This window comes from Actinotalea solisilvae (genome assembly GCF_016464425.1).
In the GTDB taxonomy this organism is placed as follows: domain Bacteria; phylum Actinomycetota; class Actinomycetes; order Actinomycetales; family Cellulomonadaceae; genus Actinotalea; species Actinotalea solisilvae.
The window spans coordinates 471,689-488,512 of record NZ_JADDKQ010000001.1 but is presented as its reverse complement, the minus strand read 5'-3'; the positions used below and the strand labels follow the sequence as shown (position 1 = coordinate 488,512).

At 76.1% G+C, this 16,824-nt stretch carries 12 protein-coding genes and 1 tRNA gene; 10 read left to right on the top strand and 3 right to left on the bottom strand.

Annotated elements, in window-relative coordinates; translation table 11 throughout:
- The first annotated feature begins 49 nt into the window (after positions 1-49).
- The 3 genes from imuA' to JIG38_RS02150 are packed head-to-tail and all read left to right on the top strand — an operon-like array spanning position 50 to position 6,076.
- Positions 50-952, top strand: a complete 903-nt coding sequence (imuA', locus tag JIG38_RS02160) for a DnaE2-dependent mutagenesis accessory factor ImuA' (protein WP_199421815.1) — start codon at positions 50-52, stop codon at positions 950-952.
- Positions 949-2,595 carry a DNA polymerase Y family protein gene (locus JIG38_RS02155; protein ID WP_307844463.1) on the top strand — a complete coding sequence of 549 codons (1,647 nt, stop codon included), beginning with the start codon at positions 949-951 and terminating at the stop codon, positions 2,593-2,595. The genes imuA' and JIG38_RS02155 overlap by 4 nt, the downstream gene beginning before the upstream one ends.
- Complete coding sequence (locus JIG38_RS02150) at positions 2,588-6,076, top strand: error-prone DNA polymerase (RefSeq protein WP_199421814.1); 3,489 nt, start codon at positions 2,588-2,590, stop codon at positions 6,074-6,076. The genes JIG38_RS02155 and JIG38_RS02150 overlap by 8 nt, the downstream gene beginning before the upstream one ends.
- Before the next feature lie 54 nt (positions 6,077-6,130).
- Here JIG38_RS02150 and JIG38_RS02145 read toward each other — a convergent pair whose 3' ends face one another.
- A complete protein-coding gene (locus JIG38_RS02145) occupies positions 6,131-7,402 on the bottom strand; it encodes an AI-2E family transporter (RefSeq protein ID WP_199421813.1) in 1,272 nt (423 codons plus the stop codon).
- Positions 7,403-7,549: 147 nt separating this feature from the next.
- Here JIG38_RS02145 and JIG38_RS02140 point away from each other — a divergent pair.
- From JIG38_RS02140 to JIG38_RS02130, 3 genes are all read left to right on the top strand, one after another.
- Positions 7,550-7,633: transfer RNA gene (locus JIG38_RS02140), tRNA-Leu, on the top strand.
- A 143-nt stretch (positions 7,634-7,776) separates the two neighbouring features.
- Complete coding sequence (locus JIG38_RS02135) at positions 7,777-8,325, top strand: hypothetical protein (RefSeq protein WP_199421812.1); 549 nt, start codon at positions 7,777-7,779, stop codon at positions 8,323-8,325.
- A gap of 54 nt (positions 8,326-8,379) precedes the next feature.
- On the top strand, positions 8,380-8,874 hold the full coding sequence (locus tag JIG38_RS02130; protein WP_199421811.1) for a GrpB family protein: 495 nt from the start codon (positions 8,380-8,382) through the stop codon (positions 8,872-8,874).
- Here JIG38_RS02130 and JIG38_RS02125 read toward each other — a convergent pair.
- Entirely contained in the window at positions 8,861-10,507 is a 1,647-nt protein-coding gene (locus JIG38_RS02125) for an ABC-F family ATP-binding cassette domain-containing protein (RefSeq protein ID WP_199421810.1), read from the bottom strand. The two genes, JIG38_RS02130 and JIG38_RS02125, sit on opposite strands and share 14 nt — an antisense overlap.
- Positions 10,508-10,671: 164 nt before the next feature.
- Between JIG38_RS02125 and JIG38_RS02120 the strand changes: the two genes are divergently transcribed.
- A complete protein-coding gene (locus JIG38_RS02120; RefSeq protein WP_307844460.1) occupies positions 10,672-11,358 on the top strand; it encodes an alpha/beta fold hydrolase in 687 nt (228 codons plus the stop codon).
- A gap of 55 nt (positions 11,359-11,413) precedes the next feature.
- Positions 11,414-12,496: a hypothetical protein gene (locus JIG38_RS02115; protein WP_199421809.1), complete on the top strand. Its 1,083-nt coding sequence runs from the start codon at positions 11,414-11,416 to the stop codon at positions 12,494-12,496.
- Positions 12,497-12,530: 34 nt separating this feature from the next.
- Here the strand turns inward: JIG38_RS02115 and JIG38_RS02110 are convergent, their stop codons facing one another.
- Complete coding sequence (locus tag JIG38_RS02110; protein ID WP_199421808.1) at positions 12,531-13,322, bottom strand: fructosamine kinase family protein; 792 nt, start codon at positions 13,320-13,322, stop codon at positions 12,531-12,533.
- Between the two features lie 184 nt (positions 13,323-13,506).
- Here JIG38_RS02110 and ald point away from each other — a divergent pair, with 184 nt between their 5' ends.
- A complete protein-coding gene (ald, locus tag JIG38_RS02105; RefSeq protein WP_199421921.1) occupies positions 13,507-14,619 on the top strand; it encodes an alanine dehydrogenase in 1,113 nt (370 codons plus the stop codon).
- A gap of 92 nt (positions 14,620-14,711) precedes the next feature.
- Positions 14,712-16,805, top strand: coding sequence for a M3 family metallopeptidase (locus JIG38_RS02100; protein WP_199421807.1), 2,094 nt, complete (start codon positions 14,712-14,714; stop codon positions 16,803-16,805).
- The last annotated feature ends 19 nt before the right edge of the window (positions 16,806-16,824 follow it).

The window sequence follows — 16,824 nt, the reverse complement described above, 5'->3', positions numbered from 1 at the left end:
CACGGCTCGGTGCGCCCCCGCGCACCCCGGACGAGGGAGGCCCGCGCGCATGACGGCGGTGGCGGACGAGCCGGATCTCCTCGACCGGGCGGCCCGCGCCCGGGCGGCCCTGGCGCGTGCCGAGGAGCGTACCGGGACGTCCGGCTGGGTCCGTCCGGTGCGGGCGCGTGGCGCCGAGGCGCTCGTCCGTGCGCGGGGGACGACGACGACCCTGCCGGTCCTCGCACCGGCACGCCCCTCGCCCGAGGTGGAGCTGAGCGACCCCGAGGCGCCCGAGCGGCTGCTCGCGGTGCCGGACGCGCTCGCGGGCCTGCTCCCGCTCGGCGCGCTGCAGCGGGGGAGCACCGTCGTCGTCGCCGGGTCGACGTCGCTCGTCCTCGGCCTCCTCGCCGAGGCGTCCCGCGCGGGCAGCTGGGTCGCCCTGGTCGGCCTGCCGGGCGTGGGGGTGCTCGCGGCGCACGAGCTGGGGATCGCGCTGGACCGCGTGGTCCTGGTCCCCGACCCGGGCGCGGACGGCCCGACCGTGGTGGCGGCCCTGCTGGACGGCGTGGACGTCGTCGTCGTCGGTCCGGGTGCCGCGCTGGCCGACGGCGACCGTCGCCGGCTGAGCGCGCGGGCGCGCGAGCGCTCGTCGGTGCTCCTGCCGACGACGCCGTGGCCCGGGGCGCACGTGGTCCTCACCGCGCGCTCCGAGGAGTGGGAGGGCCTCGGCCGCGGGCACGGCCGGCTGCGGTCGCGTCGCCTGGTCGTGGAGCGCCAGGGGCGGGGCAGCGCCGCGCAGCCGGTGCGGGCGCAGGTGCACCTGCCCGCCGACGCGCGGGCGGTGGCGGAACGGCGAGCAGAGGCCGTTCCCGTGCTCGAGGTGGTCGGCGCACCGGGTGGCCTGGGGGCGCCCGGGACGTCGACCACCTCGGACGTGCCCGGGGCCGCGGGCGTCCGGAGGGCGGGGTGACCGCGCCCGGCCGGACGCGTGGTGCCGCGCCCTCGGCCGTGCCCGTGCGCACGGCCGCGGTCTGGGTGCCCGACTGGCCGGTCCTCGCCGCGATGACCGCCGAGGACGTCGACGCCCACCAGCCCGCCGCGGTGCACGACGGGCGGCGCGTCGTCGCCGTCTCGGCACCCGCACGACGGGCCGGGGTGCGCCGGGGGATGCGCCGGCGTCACGCGCAGGAGTGCTGCCCCGAGCTCGCGCTGCTCGCGGCCGACCCCGGCCGCGACGTGCGGCTGTTCGAGCCCGTCGCGACCGCGGCGGAGACGGTGGTGGCGGGCATCGAGGTCGCGCGACCCGGGCTGCTCCTGCTGCCGGCCGAGGGGGCGGGGCGGTACCACGGCTCGGAGGAGGTGCTCGCGGAGCGCCTGGTCGCGCAGGTCGCCGAGCTCACGGGCTACGAGGCGCAGGTGGGGGTCGCCGACGGCTCCGGCGCGGCCGTGCTCGCCGCCCGGTCCGCACGCCTCGTGCCCCCGGGCCGCGCCGCGGGCTTCCTCGCGCCGCTCGCGGTGGGCGAGCTGCTGCACGTCGCGACGGGGGACGTCGCGGCCCAGGTCCCGGACCTGGTCGACCTGCTGCACCGCCTCGGCCTGCGCACGCTGGGCGACCTCGCGCGCCTGCCCGCGGCCGACGTCCTGGCCCGGTTCGGGCGGCTCGGCGCGTGGGCGCACGCGGTGGCGTCCGGCCGGGACGACCGGCCGACCGCGCTGCGCCGGCTCGAGGCGGACGTCGCCGTCGAGCAGGAGATGGACCCGCCGGTCGAGCGCGTCGAGGCCGCGGCGTTCGCCGCGCGGCGCCTCGCCGAGGACCTCCACGCCCAGCTCCAGGCGCGCGGTGCGGGCTGCGGCCGGCTGCAGATCACCGCGCGCACCGAGGACGGCCACGAGCTGGTCCGCACGTGGCGCACGGACGCCGCCCTCGGCGGCATGTCGGTGGCGCGCATGACGGACCGGGTCCGCTGGCAGCTCGAGGGGTGGCTGACCCGCCAGGGCACGCGTGCCGGCGCCGGTCACGACCCGGAGCCCGCGCCGCTCGTGCGGCTCGGGCTGCGCGCCGAGGAGGTCGTCGCCGTCGGCGCCGAGCAGGGGCGGCTGTGGGGCAACCCGAGCGGCTCGGACCTGCGCGCCCAGCGCGCCCTGCACCGCGTCCAGGGCCTCATCGGGGCCGAGAAGGTGCTCAGCCCGGCGCTCCAGGGCGGCCGCGACGTGCGCGACCAGGTCCGGCTCGTCCCGTGGGGCGAGGAGCCGCCGTCGTCCCGCCCCACGACGGCGCCGTGGCCCGGCCGCCTGCCGCGGCCGGCGCCCGCGACCGTGCTCGTCGAGCCGCAGGTGGTCCAGCTCGTGGGCGCCGACGGGCGCCGCGTGCAGGTCGACGCGCGCCTGCAGGTGAGCGCCGAGCCCGCGGTCGTGTGGTGGCCCGCCCAGGGCGACCTGCCCGAGCGCGAGACCCCGGTCACCGGCTGGGCGGGGCCGTGGCCGGTGGTCCAGCGCTGGTGGGGTCCCGAGCCGCGCCGCCTGGTGTACGTCCAGGCGACGCTGGGGGACGGGCGGGCCGTCCTGCTCGTGCTGCGCGAGGGCGTCTGGGCGGTCGAGGCGCGCTATGACTGACGGCGGCACGGGCGCGCGCTACGCCGAGCTGCACGCGCACTCCGCGTTCAGCTTCCTCGACGGCGCGAGCCAGCCCGAGGAGCTCGTGCGCGAGGCCGCCCGGCTGGGTCTCGACGCGCTGGCGCTCACCGACCACGACGGGCTGTACGGCGTCGTCCGGTTCGCCCAGGCCGCGCGCGACGTCGGGCTCCCGACGGTCTTCGGCTCCGAGCTCCACCTGCCGATGCCCGGCGGCGTGCTCGACGAGCCGACGGGCACACCGGACCCGCGCGCGACCCACCTGCTCGTGCTCGCGCGCGGTGCGGACGGCTACCGGTCGCTGTCGCGCGCGATCGCCGAGGCCCACCTCGCGACGGGCACCAAGGGCATGGCCGACCACCGCCTGCCCGCGCTCGCCGAGGCCGCCGACGGCCAGTGGCTCGTGCTCACGGGGTGCCGCAAGGGCGCCGTGCGCCAGGCCCTCGAGCCGCACGGGCCCGAGGGTCGGTGGGACCTCGCGGCGGCGCGCGCCGAGCTCTACCGCCTCACCGACCTGTTCGGCCGGGACAACGTCGCCGTCGAGATCACGGACACCGGGGACCCCTGGGACTCCGAGCGCTGCGACGCGCTCGCCGAGCTCGCGGCGGCGGCGCGCCTGCCCCTCGTCGCGACGGGCACCGTGCACTACGCGACCCCCGCCGACGCGGACCTCGCCGCCGCGCTCGCGGCGGTCCGTGCGCGCTCGAGCCTCGACGACGTCGACGGCTGGCTGCCCGGCGGCCCGGGCGCGCACCTGCGCTCGGCGGCCGAGATGGTCGCCCGGCACCGGCGCCACCCGCAGGCGGTGCGCACGGCGGCCGAGCTCGCCGCCGAGTGCGCGTTCGACCTCGCGCTCGTCGCGCCGAGCCTGCCCCCGTACCCCGTGCCGCCCGGGCACACCGAGGCGACGTGGCTGCGCGAGCTCGTCCGGCGCGGTGCGCTCGACCGGTACGGCCCGCCCGACGCCGAGCGCGTCCCGGGCGCGTACGCGCAGATCGCGCACGAGCTGGACGTCATCGAGACGCTCGGCTTCCCGGGGTACTTCCTCATCGTCCACGACCTCGTGTCCTTCTGCCACGAGCGCGGGATCCTGTGCCAGGGCCGCGGCTCGGCCGCCAACTCGGCCGTCTGCTACGCGCTCGGCGTGACCGCGGTCGACGCCGTCCGGCACGGCCTGCTGTTCGAGCGGTTCCTCGCCCCCGAGCGCGACGGGCCGCCCGACATCGACGTCGACATCGAGTCCGTGCGCCGCGAGGAGGTCATCCAGCACGTCTACGAGCGGTTCGGCCGCCGGCACGCCGCGCAGGTCGCCAACGTCATCTCCTACCGGCCCAAGTCCGCGGTGCGCGACGCCGCCCGCGCTCTCGGGTACGACGTCGGCCAGCAGGACGCGTGGAGCAAGAGCATCGAGCGCTGGGGGTCGCTGCGCGGGCCGGAGAAGCCGACGTCGTGGTGGCACCTGACCAAGGCCGGGCCGGTCGCGCCCGTCGTCGACCCGGTGGCCACGGAGTCGTCGGGGCGTGCCGCGGAGCCGCCGGCGCGCGCTGCGGTGCCGTCGGGGCGTGCCGCCGCCCGCCGGCACTCGAGCGACCTCCCGGTCGGCGCAGTGACCGAGGACGGCCACGACGTCGTGCCCGAGCGCCGCCCGCCGTCCGCCGAGGAGGAGGGCGCCATCCCGGAGCCCGTGATCGACCTCGCCGAGCGCTTCCTGCGCCTGCCGCGGCACCTCGGCATCCACTCGGGCGGCATGGTGATGTGCGACCGCCCGGTCATCGAGGTGTGCCCGGTCGAGTGGGCGCGCATGCCCGGCCGCACGGTGCTCCAGTGGGACAAGGACGACTGCGCCGACGCGGGCCTGGTGAAGTTCGACCTGCTCGGCCTCGGCATGCTCTCGGCCCTGCGCATCGCGTTCGAGCTGATCGAGAAGCACGAGGGCGTCCGGCTCGGCCTGCACTCGCTGCCGCAGGAGGACCCGGCGGTCTACGACCTGCTGTGCGCGGCGGACACGGTGGGGGTGTTCCAGGTCGAGTCGCGCGCGCAGATGGCGACCCTCCCGCGCCTGCAGCCGCGGTGCTTCTACGACATCGTCATCGAGGTCGCGCTCATCCGTCCCGGCCCCATCCAGGGCGGGTCCGTGCACCCGTACATCAACCGCGTGCGCGGGCGCGAGCCCGTGACGTTCCTCCACCCGCTCCTCGAGAAGTCGCTCGCCAAGACCCACGGCGTCCCGCTGTTCCAGGAGCAGCTCATGCAGATGGCGATCGACGTCGCCGGGTTCAGCGGCGCCGAGGCGGACCGGCTGCGCCGCGCCATGGGCTCCAAGCGGTCGATGGAGAAGATGGAGGCGCTGCGCGAGCGACTCATGGCCGGCATGGCCGCGCGCGACGTCCCGCCCGACGTCGCCGAGCAGGTCTACGACAAGCTCAAGGCGTTCGCCGACTTCGGCTTCCCCGAGTCCCACGCGTTCTCGTTCGCCTACCTCGTGTACGCGAGCTGCTGGCTCAAGGTGCACCACCCGGCGGCATTCTGTGCCGGCCTGCTCGCGGCCCAGCCCATGGGCTTCTACTCGCCGCAGTCCCTCGTCGCCGACGCGCGCCGGCACGGCGTCGTCGTGCTCCGGCCCGACGTCCAGGCCTCCCAGGTGCAGGCGGACCTCGAGGTCAAGCCCGACGACGCCGCAGCCGTGCCCGACGACGAGCCGCCGGCGGAGGGCCCCGCCGTCGTCGGGGTCGCCCGGCCGACCGAGGCGGCGCTGCGCGGTCCGGCGGTCCGCCTCGGGCTCGCCTCGGTGCGCGGCATCGGCGACGCCCTCGCGGAGGAGCTGGTCGCCGAGCGCACCCGCAACGGGCCGTTCGTCGGGCTGCGCGACCTCGTCCGGCGCGTGCGGCTGACCACGGCGCAGGTCGAGTCGCTCGCGACGGCGGGTGCGCTCGACTCCCTGGGCGTCGACCGGCGCGCCGGGCTGTGGGCCGCGGGGGCCCTCGCGCAGGAAGGGCCGGACACCCTGCCCGGCGTGGCCGTGGGCATCGACGCCCCCGTGCTCCCGGGCATGGACCGCGTCGAGACGGCGGTCGCCGACGTCTGGGCCACGGGCGTCTCGGTCGACTCGTACCCGACCCAGTACGTGCGCGAGGGTCTGGACGCGGCAGGCGTCCTCCGGGTCGCGACGGCCTTCGAGCACGAGCCCGGCCGCCGCGTCGCCGTCGCGGGCGTCGTGACCCACCGGCAGCGTCCCGGCACGGCGCGCGGGGTGACGTTCCTCTCGCTCGAGGACGAGACGGGCCTGCTCAACGTCATCTGCACGTCGGGGCTGTGGAGCCGCTTCCGGACCGTCGCCCGCACCTCCGCGGCGCTCGTGGTGCGCGGACGCCTGGAGCGGGCCGACGGCGCGACCAACCTGCTCGCGGAGCACCTGGCCCCGCTGTCGCTGCGCGTCCCGACGGCGTCGCGCGACTTCCACTGACGGCCCGGCGTCCGGAGGCCGCGCGACGTGGCCCGGACCGGCAGCGCCCGGGCGTCAGCGCGCGGCGTCCCCGACGGGCTCGCCGTCGGCGATCCGGTCGCTCTCGGGCGGCGGCTCGTGCTCGAGCTCCTCGTCGCTGAAGTCCGTCGGCGGGTCGAGGTGGCGCAGCCGCGCGAACACCGCCCACGCCACCGCGATGAGCGGCACCGAGATGACGGCGCCGAGGATGCCCGCGACGAGCGTGCCCGCGGTCACGCCCAGCGCGACCGCGACCGGGTGCAGCGAGACCTGCTTGCCCATGACCAGCGGCGTGAGGATGTGCCCCTCGAACTGGCCGATGAGCGCGATCCCGATGCCCACGAGGATCGCGTTGACGATCCCGTTCGCCGCGAGCGCGACGACCATCGCCACGACCATCGCCAGCGGCGCGCCGATGAGCGGGATGAACGCGCCGATGAAGACGAGGACCGCGAGCGGTGCCGCGAGCGGCACGCCCAGGGCGAGCAGGATGATCACGGCCAGGACGCCGTCGGCCGCCGCCACGATGAACGTGCCCCGGGTGTAGCCCGAGAACGTGTACCAGGCCACGCCGCCGCCCACGTGCCACGACTCCCGGTTGCGCATGGGCAGCTGGTTGAGGAACCACGTCCACATCTCCGTGCCGCGCGTGACGAAGAACACCGTGCAGAACGTCGCGAGGGCGAGGGCCGTGAATACCTGGGCCACCGAGCCCGCGCTCGTCAGGGCCTGGCTCGCGACCGTGCTGCTGTTCTGCTGGAGCCACTCCTGGCCGGACGCGATCCACCCCTGCACGTCCTCGGCCGTGACCGTGAGGTGCAGGGGGCTGTCCTCGAGGTAGGACAGGATCGTCCCGATGCCGGAGTTGAACTGCTCGCCGAGCGACTCCCACTGGTTCGCGACCGAGAGCCCCACGTACGTGAAGAGCCCCGCGACGACGAGGATCGACCCGAGGATCGACAGGGCCGTCGCGAGCCCGCGCGGCATGAACCGGTCCAGGAAGTCGACGATCGGGCGCAGCACCGCGGTGAAGACGAGTGCCATGAAGACCGCGATGAACAGCAGCAGCACGCGCGACGTCGCCCAGAACACGAGCGCGACCGCGGCGACGACGACGAGCACGCGCCACGACCAGCCGGCGACGACCCGCAGCCAGTGCGGAGCGGTCTCCTCGTAGCCGACGACGCTGGGGTTGCGCCGGGCGCCGGCGACGCGCTTCGCCGCAGGGCTCGCCGCCGCGAGGTGCCGCAGGGAGAGCCGTCCGCGCTCGCTCTCGGTGGCCGTCGTCGTGTCGTCCTGGTCGGACATCGCACCTCCCGCTCGGCCGGCGCCCACGACGCCGTCGGGCTCAGTGTGCCGCAGCCCGACCCCGCCGGCCTGGTCATCCGACCGCGTCGGCGCGTGCTATCTTTGCTGCCGCGCTGGAGGGACCGACGAGGTCCTGACAGACCACCTGTCCGGGTGGCGGAATGGCAGACGCGCTAGCTTGAGGTGCTAGTGCCCGTATAGGGCGTGGGGGTTCAAGTCCCCCTCCGGACACTCGTTGAGACAGCGACGACGAAGGCCCCTGACCCGCCGGTCGGGGGCCTTCGTCGTGTGCGGCGCCCGTCCCTGGCGCTCGTCGGGACAATCACCCCCGCCGACGGGTCAAGACCGCCGTCGGGCGGGTCGATGAACACGGTATGACCCGCCGAGCCGTCGCCGCCGCGCCCCTGCTGGGCGCCGTCGTCGCCCTCGCGCTGGCCGCGTGCACACCGGCGCCCGCCGCCGACGAGAGCGCGTCGACCGTCGCGGTCGAGCGCTCGGTCGTCGCGGAGACGACGTCGGACGAGGACGCCACGACGCAGGCTGCGGACGTCCCGATGACGGTCGAGGAGGCGGGGGAGTACTACCTCGTCCTCGTCGAGCCGACGAACACCCTGCTCGACGAGTTCGACGCCGCGATCGCGGTGAGCGACATGCCCGGCCTGCGCGACGTCTCGGGCGAGCTCGCCCAGGGGTACGAGGAGTTCGTCGAGGGGCTGCGCACGGCCGTCTGGCCCGCCGAGGTCGCGCCCGCGGTCGAGGCGCTCGCCCTCGAGCTCGAGGCCGAGGTCCCCGCCTGGCAGGCGATCGCCGACGCCGGGACCGACCAGGACACCGCGGACCGGCTGGCGGAGCTGCCCGTGCCCGGCACCGCCGCGCAGCTCATCCGGACGGCGCTCGGGCTCGACGGCGCGCCCGTCGGCTGAGCGTGGTTCGCTGACGTCGACCGCGCACCCGCGCGGGCGACCCGGGGAGGCGGCGTGCAGCGGTCGGACGACCTGCTCCCGACGGCACGCACGATCCTCGCCGCCGAGCGCGAGCGCCTCGCGGCGCTCGGCGTCGGCGGCGACCTCGAGCTCGTGGGCGGGTCGAGCGTCCCCGGCGCGCTGACCCGGGGCGACGTCGACCTGCACCTGCGCGTGGAGCCTGCGCTCCTCGCCGCTGCCGTGCGGACGCTCCGCACGGTGTACGACGTCGTGCACCCCGAGATCTGGCAGCCGACGCTCGCGACGTTCGCGGTGCCCGACGCGCCCCTGCCCACGGGCGTCGCCGTGACGCCCGTGGGCAGCGAGCACGACGTCCGGTTTACCGTGACGTGGCGCCGCGTCGCCGCCGAGCCGGCCCTGCTGGCCGAGTACAACGCCCTCAAGACCGGCGACGCCGCCGGCTACGAGGAGCGCAAGTCGGCGTTCTTCGACCGCGTCGTCGCGGGTGCGCGCGCCGACCCGGGCGGTCCGCCGCTCAGCCCGGCGTGACCTCGGTGACCTGACCGTCCTCGACGTGCAGGCGCCGCGTCAGCCGGACCGTCTCGAGCATCCGCCGGTCGTGCGTGACGAGCAGGATGGTGCCGTCGAAGGCGTCGAGCGCCGCCTCGAGCTGCTCGATCGCCGGCAGGTCGAGGTGGTTCGTCGGCTCGTCGAGCACGAGCAGGTTGACCCCGCGGGCCTGGAGGAGGGCCATCGCGGCGCGCGTGCGCTCGCCGGGGGACTGCGACACGGCGGGCCGGTGGATGTGGTGCCCGCCGAGGCCGAACTTGGCCAGCAGCGTGCGCACGTCCGCCGTCGGCCAGTCCGGCACCTCGCGCGCGAAGGCGGTCACGAGGGGCTCGTCGCCCTCGAACGCCCGGCGCGCCTGGTCCACCTCGCCGACCAGCACGCCCGCGCCGAGGTCCACGGCGCCCGACGTCGGCTCCAGGCGGCCGAGCAGCAGGGCGAGGAGCGTCGACTTGCCCGCGCCGTTCGGTCCCGTCACGGCGATCCGGTCCTGCCAGTCGACCTGCACGTCCACCGGGCCGAGCACGAAGTCGCCACGGCGCACGGACGCGCCGCGCGCCACGGCCACGACCGCGCCGGACCGCGGGCCGGAGGCGATGGTGAGCTGGAGCTGCCACTCCTTGCGGGGCTCCTCGACGACCTCGAGCCGGCTGATCATGCGGTCCGTCTGGCGGGCCTTCGCGGCCTGCTTCTCGGACGTCTGGCCGCGGAAGTGCTTGAGGTGCTTGTCGTTGTCGGTCGCCTTGCGCCGGGCGTTGCGCACGCCCTTCTCCATCCAGGCGCGCTGCGTGCGGGCGCGGGCCTCGAGCGCCTCGCGCCGCGAGGCGTACTCCTCGTACGCCTCGCGGGCGCGGCGCCGAGCGACGGACCGCTCCTCGAGGTAGGCGTCGTAGCTGCCGCCGTAGAGCTGGACCCGCTGCAGGCTCCGGTCGATCTCGACGACGGCCGTCACGGTCCGGCTGAGGAACTCCCGGTCGTGGCTCACGACGACGACGGGAGCCTCCACGTGGTCGACGAAGTCCTCGAGCAGTGCGAGACCGGCGGCGTCGAGGTCGTTCGTCGGCTCGTCGAGCAGGTAGAGGTCGTACCGGGAGAGCAGGAGCGCGGCGAGGCCCACGCGCGCTGCCTGCCCGCCGGAGAGGGCCGTCATGGGCAGGTCGAGGTCGACGCCCAGGCCGATCTCCTCGGCGACCGTCGCCATGCGCGCGTCGAGGTCCGCGCCGCCGAGCCGCAGCCAGGTCTCGAGCGCGTCCGAGTAGGCGTCGCCCGCGTCCGGTGCGTCGGTCGCGAGCGCATCGGCGGCGGCGTCGAGCGCGGCCTGCGCGTCGGCCACGCCCGTGCGCCGCTCGAGGTGGGCGCACACCGACTCGCCGTCGCGCCGCTCGACCTCCTGCGTGAGCAGGCCCAGCTGCGCGTCGGGCGGGGAGACCGCCACGGCGCCCTCGTCGGGCGTGCGGCGCCCGGCGAGGATGTGCAGCAGCGTCGACTTGCCCGCACCGTTGGGGCCGACGAGGCCGACGACGTCGCCCGGCGCGACGACGAGCTCGGCCCCCGTGAAGAGGGTCCGGTCGCCGTAGGCCGCCCCGACGTTCCTGACCTGCACGGTGGCGCTCATGAGGCCATTGTCCCGTGCCGCGGGACCCGGGCCGTCGGCGGACCGCCGCCGGGCGCCGGGCGCCGTACCGACCTACCATCGGATCCCCACCGGCACACAGCGCGCGTGCCGGACGAGTCCCGGCGTGGCCGGGCCGTACCGCGCGCAGGGCGGAGGCGTGACGCGTGATCCCCGTCGTGTTCGTCCACGGCACCCGGACGTCGTCGGCCATCTGGCACCAGCAGATGAGCGCGGTGCGGGACGCCGGCCACGCCGCTCTCGCCGTCGACCTGCCCGGTCACGGCCGTCGCGCGGGCGAGACGTTCACGTTCGCGGAGGCGCTCGCGACGATCGACCGCGCCGTCGACAGCGTCCCGGGCCCGGTGCTCCTCGTGGGGCTGTCGCTGGGCGGGTACGCGTCGCTCGCGTTCGCGGCCCGTCACCCGCGCAAGGTCGCCGGCCTGGTGCTGGCGGGCTGCTCGACGGAGATCCGGGGCAAGCCGCTTGCGGCGTACCGTGCGCTCTCGCTGCGCGTCGCGCGGACGCTGCGCCCGTCCGGGCACACGTGGCACGTCGTCGCGGACATGCTCACCGCGATGCGCGGCTACTCGGCGCTCGCCGACCTGCGGGGGCTGCGGATGCCGGTCTGGCTCGTCAACGGGGTGCGCGACCCCCTCCGGCTCGACGAGTGGCGGTTCCGCCTCGCGCACCCCCGCGCACGCCTGCACGTCGTGCCGAGGGCCGGGCACGACGTCAACAGCCACGCGCCGCTCGCGTTCAACCGTGTGCTGCTGCGCGCCCTGCGCGAGGCGACCGACGGCGGGGCTGTGATCGGACCAACGTCCCAGGTCGTCGCGTCGGCTCGCTCCTAACCTCGGTTTTGCCCCGGAGCAGCCGGGTCAAACCCGCGCCGACCCTGGGACCACCATGACGCACCTCCTCGCCCCCGCCCGCCGCCGGACGCGGCTCGTCGCGACCGCAGCCCTCACGGGTGCCGTCGTCGTCGCGGGCGCCGTGCCCGCCTCGGCGCACGAGCGCTGGTTCACCGAGAACACCGACGGCGGCGACTGGGGCTTCTTCTTCTCCGCGCTCCCGCTCGGTCTCGCGCTGCTCATGGCCGTCGTGACCGTCGTCTGGCGCCTGGTCGCGACCCGCCTGCCGCGGCCCGAGCTCGGGGTGCTGCGCCCGCTCGGCCGGCTCGCGCCGTACGTCCCGCGCCTGCTCGCGATCCACCTCGGCATCTCGCTCCTCGTCTTCTCGGTGACGGGCGCGTTCCTCACGCCGTCGCTGCCCCTCGACGACGTGCCGGGCCGCTACGTCGCCGGCGTCGTCCAGGCCGTCATCGGCATCTGGCTCATCACGGGCATCCGCCTGCGCGCCGCCGCGCTCGGGGTCGTGCTCCTCGGCCCGCCGGCCCTCCTCACCGCAGGGCCCGTGGCCCTGCTGGAGACGGCCGGCCTGCTCGGCATCGCGCTCTTCCTCGCCGTCGTGCCGCCGTCGGACGCGACGTTCGGCCGCGTCGAGCCCAGCCCGGAGCGGCTGCGCGTCGCGCTGCTCGCCCTGCGCGTCCTCGTGGGCACGGCGCTCATCACGCTCGCGTTCAGCGAGAAGTTCACCAACCCCGAGCTCGCCCGCAACACCCTCGAGGCGTACCCGCAGCTCGACGTGTTCGCTCTCGTCGGCATCGAGGTGCCGGTCGACACGTTCATCGCCGTCGCCGGTGCCGTCGAGCTGCTCTTCGGCCTGCTCGTCATCTCGGGCGCCATGCCCCAGGTGGCCGTGCTCGTCGCGATGGTGCCGTTCAACGCGACCCTCCTCCTCTTCGGCACGACGGAGGTCGTCGGCCACCTGCCGGTGTACGGCGTGTTCCTCACCCTCCTCGTCTACGGCTCGAACCCGAGCACGGCGCCGGGCGTCGCCTGGCTCCCGTCGGTGGCGGACCTCCGCCGCCTGCGCGAGCTGCGCCCGGGCCGCCGGCCCGCCGCGGTCGCCGCGGCGACCCGCGCCTGACCGACCGGTCCGCGGGCCCGACGGCCGCCGACGCTCAGCGCCGGCGGCCGTCGGCGTACCGCGCCGCGAGCCGCTCGAGCTGCCCGACGTAGCCGCCGCCGAAGAGCACGGCGTGGACGCCGACCGGGTAGAGCTGGTGCAGGCCGAGCAGCGACCGCCACCCGTCGGGCAGGGGGTGCACCGCCACGTACCCCGCGACGACGTCGTCGAGGTGCGGCAGGCCGAAGAGGTGCAGCATCGCGAGGTCGGCGAGCCGGTGGCCGCCGTGGGCCGCCGGGTCGACGAGCACCGCGCCCGCGGCGGTCCACATCACGTTGCCGGACCACAGGTCGCCGTGGAGCCGGGCGGGGGAGTCGTCGTCGTCCCACGCGCCGTCGCGCAGCGCGTCGGCCACGCGGTCGAGGGCGGCGTCGATCGCGGGCGTGCCCGCGCCGCGCTCGCGCAGGTGCTCGCGGAGCGGGTCCAGCCGCAGGTCGGCGAGCGCCGGGCCCCAGCGCTCGTGGTGGCCCGAGAACATCGGGAGCGGCGCGTCGAGCGGTCCGAAGAACCCGTCGCGCGGCCAGCCGGGCGGCGGGGCGCCGAACGCGGGCGCACCGGCGTCGTGCGTCCGGGCGAGGCCCGCACCGAGGGCGCGCGCCGCGGCGGCCGTGGGCGCGACCGCCTCGAGCCGCTCGAGCACGAGCGCGTCGTCGGCGACGTCGAGCACCCGGACGACGGCGGCCCCGCGCGCCTCGGCGAGCCAGCGCAGGCCGGCCGCCTCGCAGGCGAAGAACCCCGCGGGCGCGTCGGCACGGCGCTTGACGTGGCGGGCAGGCGGCGTCGTCATCGCGCCAGTCGACCACGCAGGAGGCGGCCGCGTCCCGCGCGGGGGCGCGATTCCGAGGGCAAGACGCCGCGCGACGACGAAATCCGTGGGTCCTGGTCTGCCGGACGGGCGAGGGGGACTGTCGCGATGGCCCGCGACGTGCGATTCTCGCACCATCGGACCCGACGAAGGGCGTGGGATGACGGTGCAGGTCGGTGTGCCCAGCGAGGTCAAGAACCACGAGTACCGGGTCGCCCTGACCCCGGCCGGCGTGCACGCGCTCGCGGCCGAGGGCCACGAGGTCCTCGTCCAGGCCGGTGCGGGCCGCGGGTCCAACATCCCCGACGACGCGTACGTGGCGGCCGGCGGGCGGATCGTGCCCGAGGCGGCCGACGCGTGGGCCGCCGAGCTCGTGTGCAAGGTCAAGGAGCCGGTCGAGCAGGAGCACGGCTTCCTGCGCCGCGACCAGGTCCTCTTCACCTACCTGCACCTCGCGGCGAGCCGCGCGTGCACCGACGCGCTCCTCGCGGCCGGCACCACCGCGATCGCCTACGAGACGGTCCAGGCCGCGGACGGCTCGCTCCCGCTGCTCGCCCCCATGAGCGAGGTCGCGGGCCGGCTCTCGACCCAGGTCGGCGCCTACCACCTCATGCGCAGTCAGGGTGGCCGCGGGCTGCTGCCCGGCGGCGTGCCGGGCGTGGCGCCCGCGAGCGTGGTCGTCATCGGCGGCGGCGTCGCCGGACGGCACGCCGCGGACATTGCGGTGGGGCTGCGCGCGGACGTCACCGTGCTCGACGTCAACCTGCCACGCCTGCGCGAGCTCGACGCCGCCTACGGCGGGCGCGTGCGGACGATCGCGTCGAGCCCGCTCGCGGTCGAGGAGGCCGTCCTCGCGGCGGACCTCGTCATCGGCGCCGTCCTCGTGCCCGGCCGCCGCGCCCCCACGCTGGTCACCAACGCCACGGTTGCGCGCATGCGCGAGGGCTCGGTGCTCGTCGACATCGCGGTCGACCAGGGCGGCTGCTTCGAGGACACGCGCCCGACGACGCACGCCGAGCCGACGTTCCGCGTGCACGGCTCGACGTTCTACTGCGTCGCCAACATGCCGGGCGCCGTCCCCGTGACCGCGACGCACGCGCTCACGGCGGTGACGCTCCCGTACGTGCTCGAGCTCGCCCGCCGCGGCTGGCGCGACGCGGTCGCGCACGACCCGTCGCTCGCCGCCGGCCTGACGACGCACGACGGCGCGCTGCTGCAGCCCGGCGTCGCCGAGGCGCACGGGCTGCCCGTGGGCAGCGCGGCGTCGGTGCTCGCCTGAGTCGTCGGGCGCGCCCGCGCGGGGCGACCTGGGTGCCCACGCTCGCGCAGCTCCTGCGCGACCGGCCGCGCGTGCGTTGAGAGGATGGCCCGATGACCGACACCACCCACGCCACCGTGGCGGACCTCGACCCGACCAACCCCTTCGCCCAGGACTCGACGCTGCCGTACGCGCTGCCGGACTTCGCGCGGATCCGCGACGAGCACTACCTGCCCGCCTTCGAGGCGGGCATGGCGCAGGAGCGCGCCGAGGTCGAGGCCCTCCTCGCGTCGACCGACGCGCCCGACGAGGGCCTGCTGCTCGGGCTCGAGCGGTCGGGACGGCTGCTCCACCGCGTCGCGACGGTCTTCTTCAACCGGACGAGCGCCGACACGACGCCCGAGCTCGACGCCATCGAGGAGCAGGTCGCGCCGCGCCTGTCGGAGCACCACGACGCGATCTACCTGGACCGCCGCCTCTACGAGCGGCTCGAGCAGCTGCACGGGCGGGTCGAGGCCGGCGAGGTCGAGCTGGCGCCCGACGCCGCCTGGCTGCTCGCCGAGCTGCGGCGCGACGTCGTGCGGGCGGGCGCGGCCCAGCCCGAGGAGGTCCAGGTCCGCCTGCGCGCGCTCAACGCGCGGATCACGACGCTCGAGACCGGGTTCGGCCGCGAGCTCCTCGCCGAGACGAACGCGAGCGCGGTCCTGCTCGAGGACGCCGCCGACCTCGAGGGCATGCCGGACGACGCCGTCGCGGCCGCCCGGCAGGCCGCGGCCGACCGCGGGCACGAGAGCGGGTACCTCGTCGAGCTCATGCTCTACAGCCAGCAGCCCGTGCTGGCGACGCTGCGGCGCCGGGACGTCCGGCAGCGCGTCCACGAGGCGTCGGTCGGGCGGGGCGGCCGGGGCGGCGAGCACGACACGCGCGCGACCCTCCTCGAGCTCGCCCGGCTCCGCGCGGAGCGCGCGCGGCTGCTCGGCTACGAGCACCATGCCGCCTACGTCGCGGAGGACGGCACCGCCCGGACGACCGAGGCGGTCGCGGGCATGCTCGGGCGCCTCGCGCCCGCCGCCGCCGCGAACGCTGCGCGCGAGGCCGCGGACCTCGAGGCCGCCCTGCGCGCCGACGTCGGCGACCCGGCCGCGACCCTCGAGGCGTGGGACTGGCCCTACTACGCCGAGCGGGTCCGTCAAGAGCGGTACCGCCTGGACGACGCCGTCCTGCGCCCCTACCTCGAGCTCGAGCGCGTCGTGCACGACGGCGTCTTCGCCGCGGCCGGCGAGCTCTACGGCCTGCGCTTCGCGCCGCGCCCGGACCTCGTCGGCTACCACCCGGACGTCCAGGTGTTCGAGGTGGTCGACGCGGACGGCAGCGAGCTGGGCCTGTTCCTCGCCGACTGGTACACGCGCGAGTCGAAGCGCGGCGGGGCGTGGATGAACAACCTCGTCGACCAGAGCGCGCTGCTCGGCCACCGGCCCGTCGTCGTCAACAACCTCAACATCCCGAAGCCCCCCGCGGGCGAGCCGACCCTGCTCACGTGGGACGAGGTCATCACGCTCTTCCACGAGTTCGGGCACGCGCTGCACGGCCTGTTCTCGGACGTGCGGCTGCCGAGCCAGTCGGGCACCGAGGTGCCGCGCGACTTCGTCGAGTACCCGTCGCAGGTGAACGAGATGTGGGCGTGGGAGCCGTCGATCCTGCGGCGCTACGCGGTGCACCACCGCACGGGCGAGGCGATGCCGCAGGAGTGGGTCGGGACGATGCTCGCGTCGCGCCAGTACAACGAGGGCTTCTCGACGACCGAGTACCTCGCGGCGGCGCTGCTCGACCAGGCGTGGCACACCCTGGCGCCCGAGGACGTCCCGACCGACGTCGACGAGGTGGAGGGGTTCGAGGCCCGCGCGCTCGAGGCGGCCGGCATCGCCGTGCCGGCGGTGCCGCCGCGCTACCGGACGACGTACTTCAACCACGTCTTCGGCGGCGGCTACGCCGCGGCGTACTACTCCTACATCTGGTCCGAGGTGCTCGACGCGGACACCGTGACGTGGTTCGAGGAGAACGGCGGTCTGCGCCGCGAGAACGGCGACCGGTTCCGGCGGGTGCTGCTCGCGCGCGGCGGCTCGCTCGACGTCATGGACACCTTCCGCGAGCTGCGCGGGCGCGACCCCGAGATCGCCCCGCTGCTGGCCCGCCGCGGGCTGTCCTGAGCGCGCGCGGCGGCGGGTA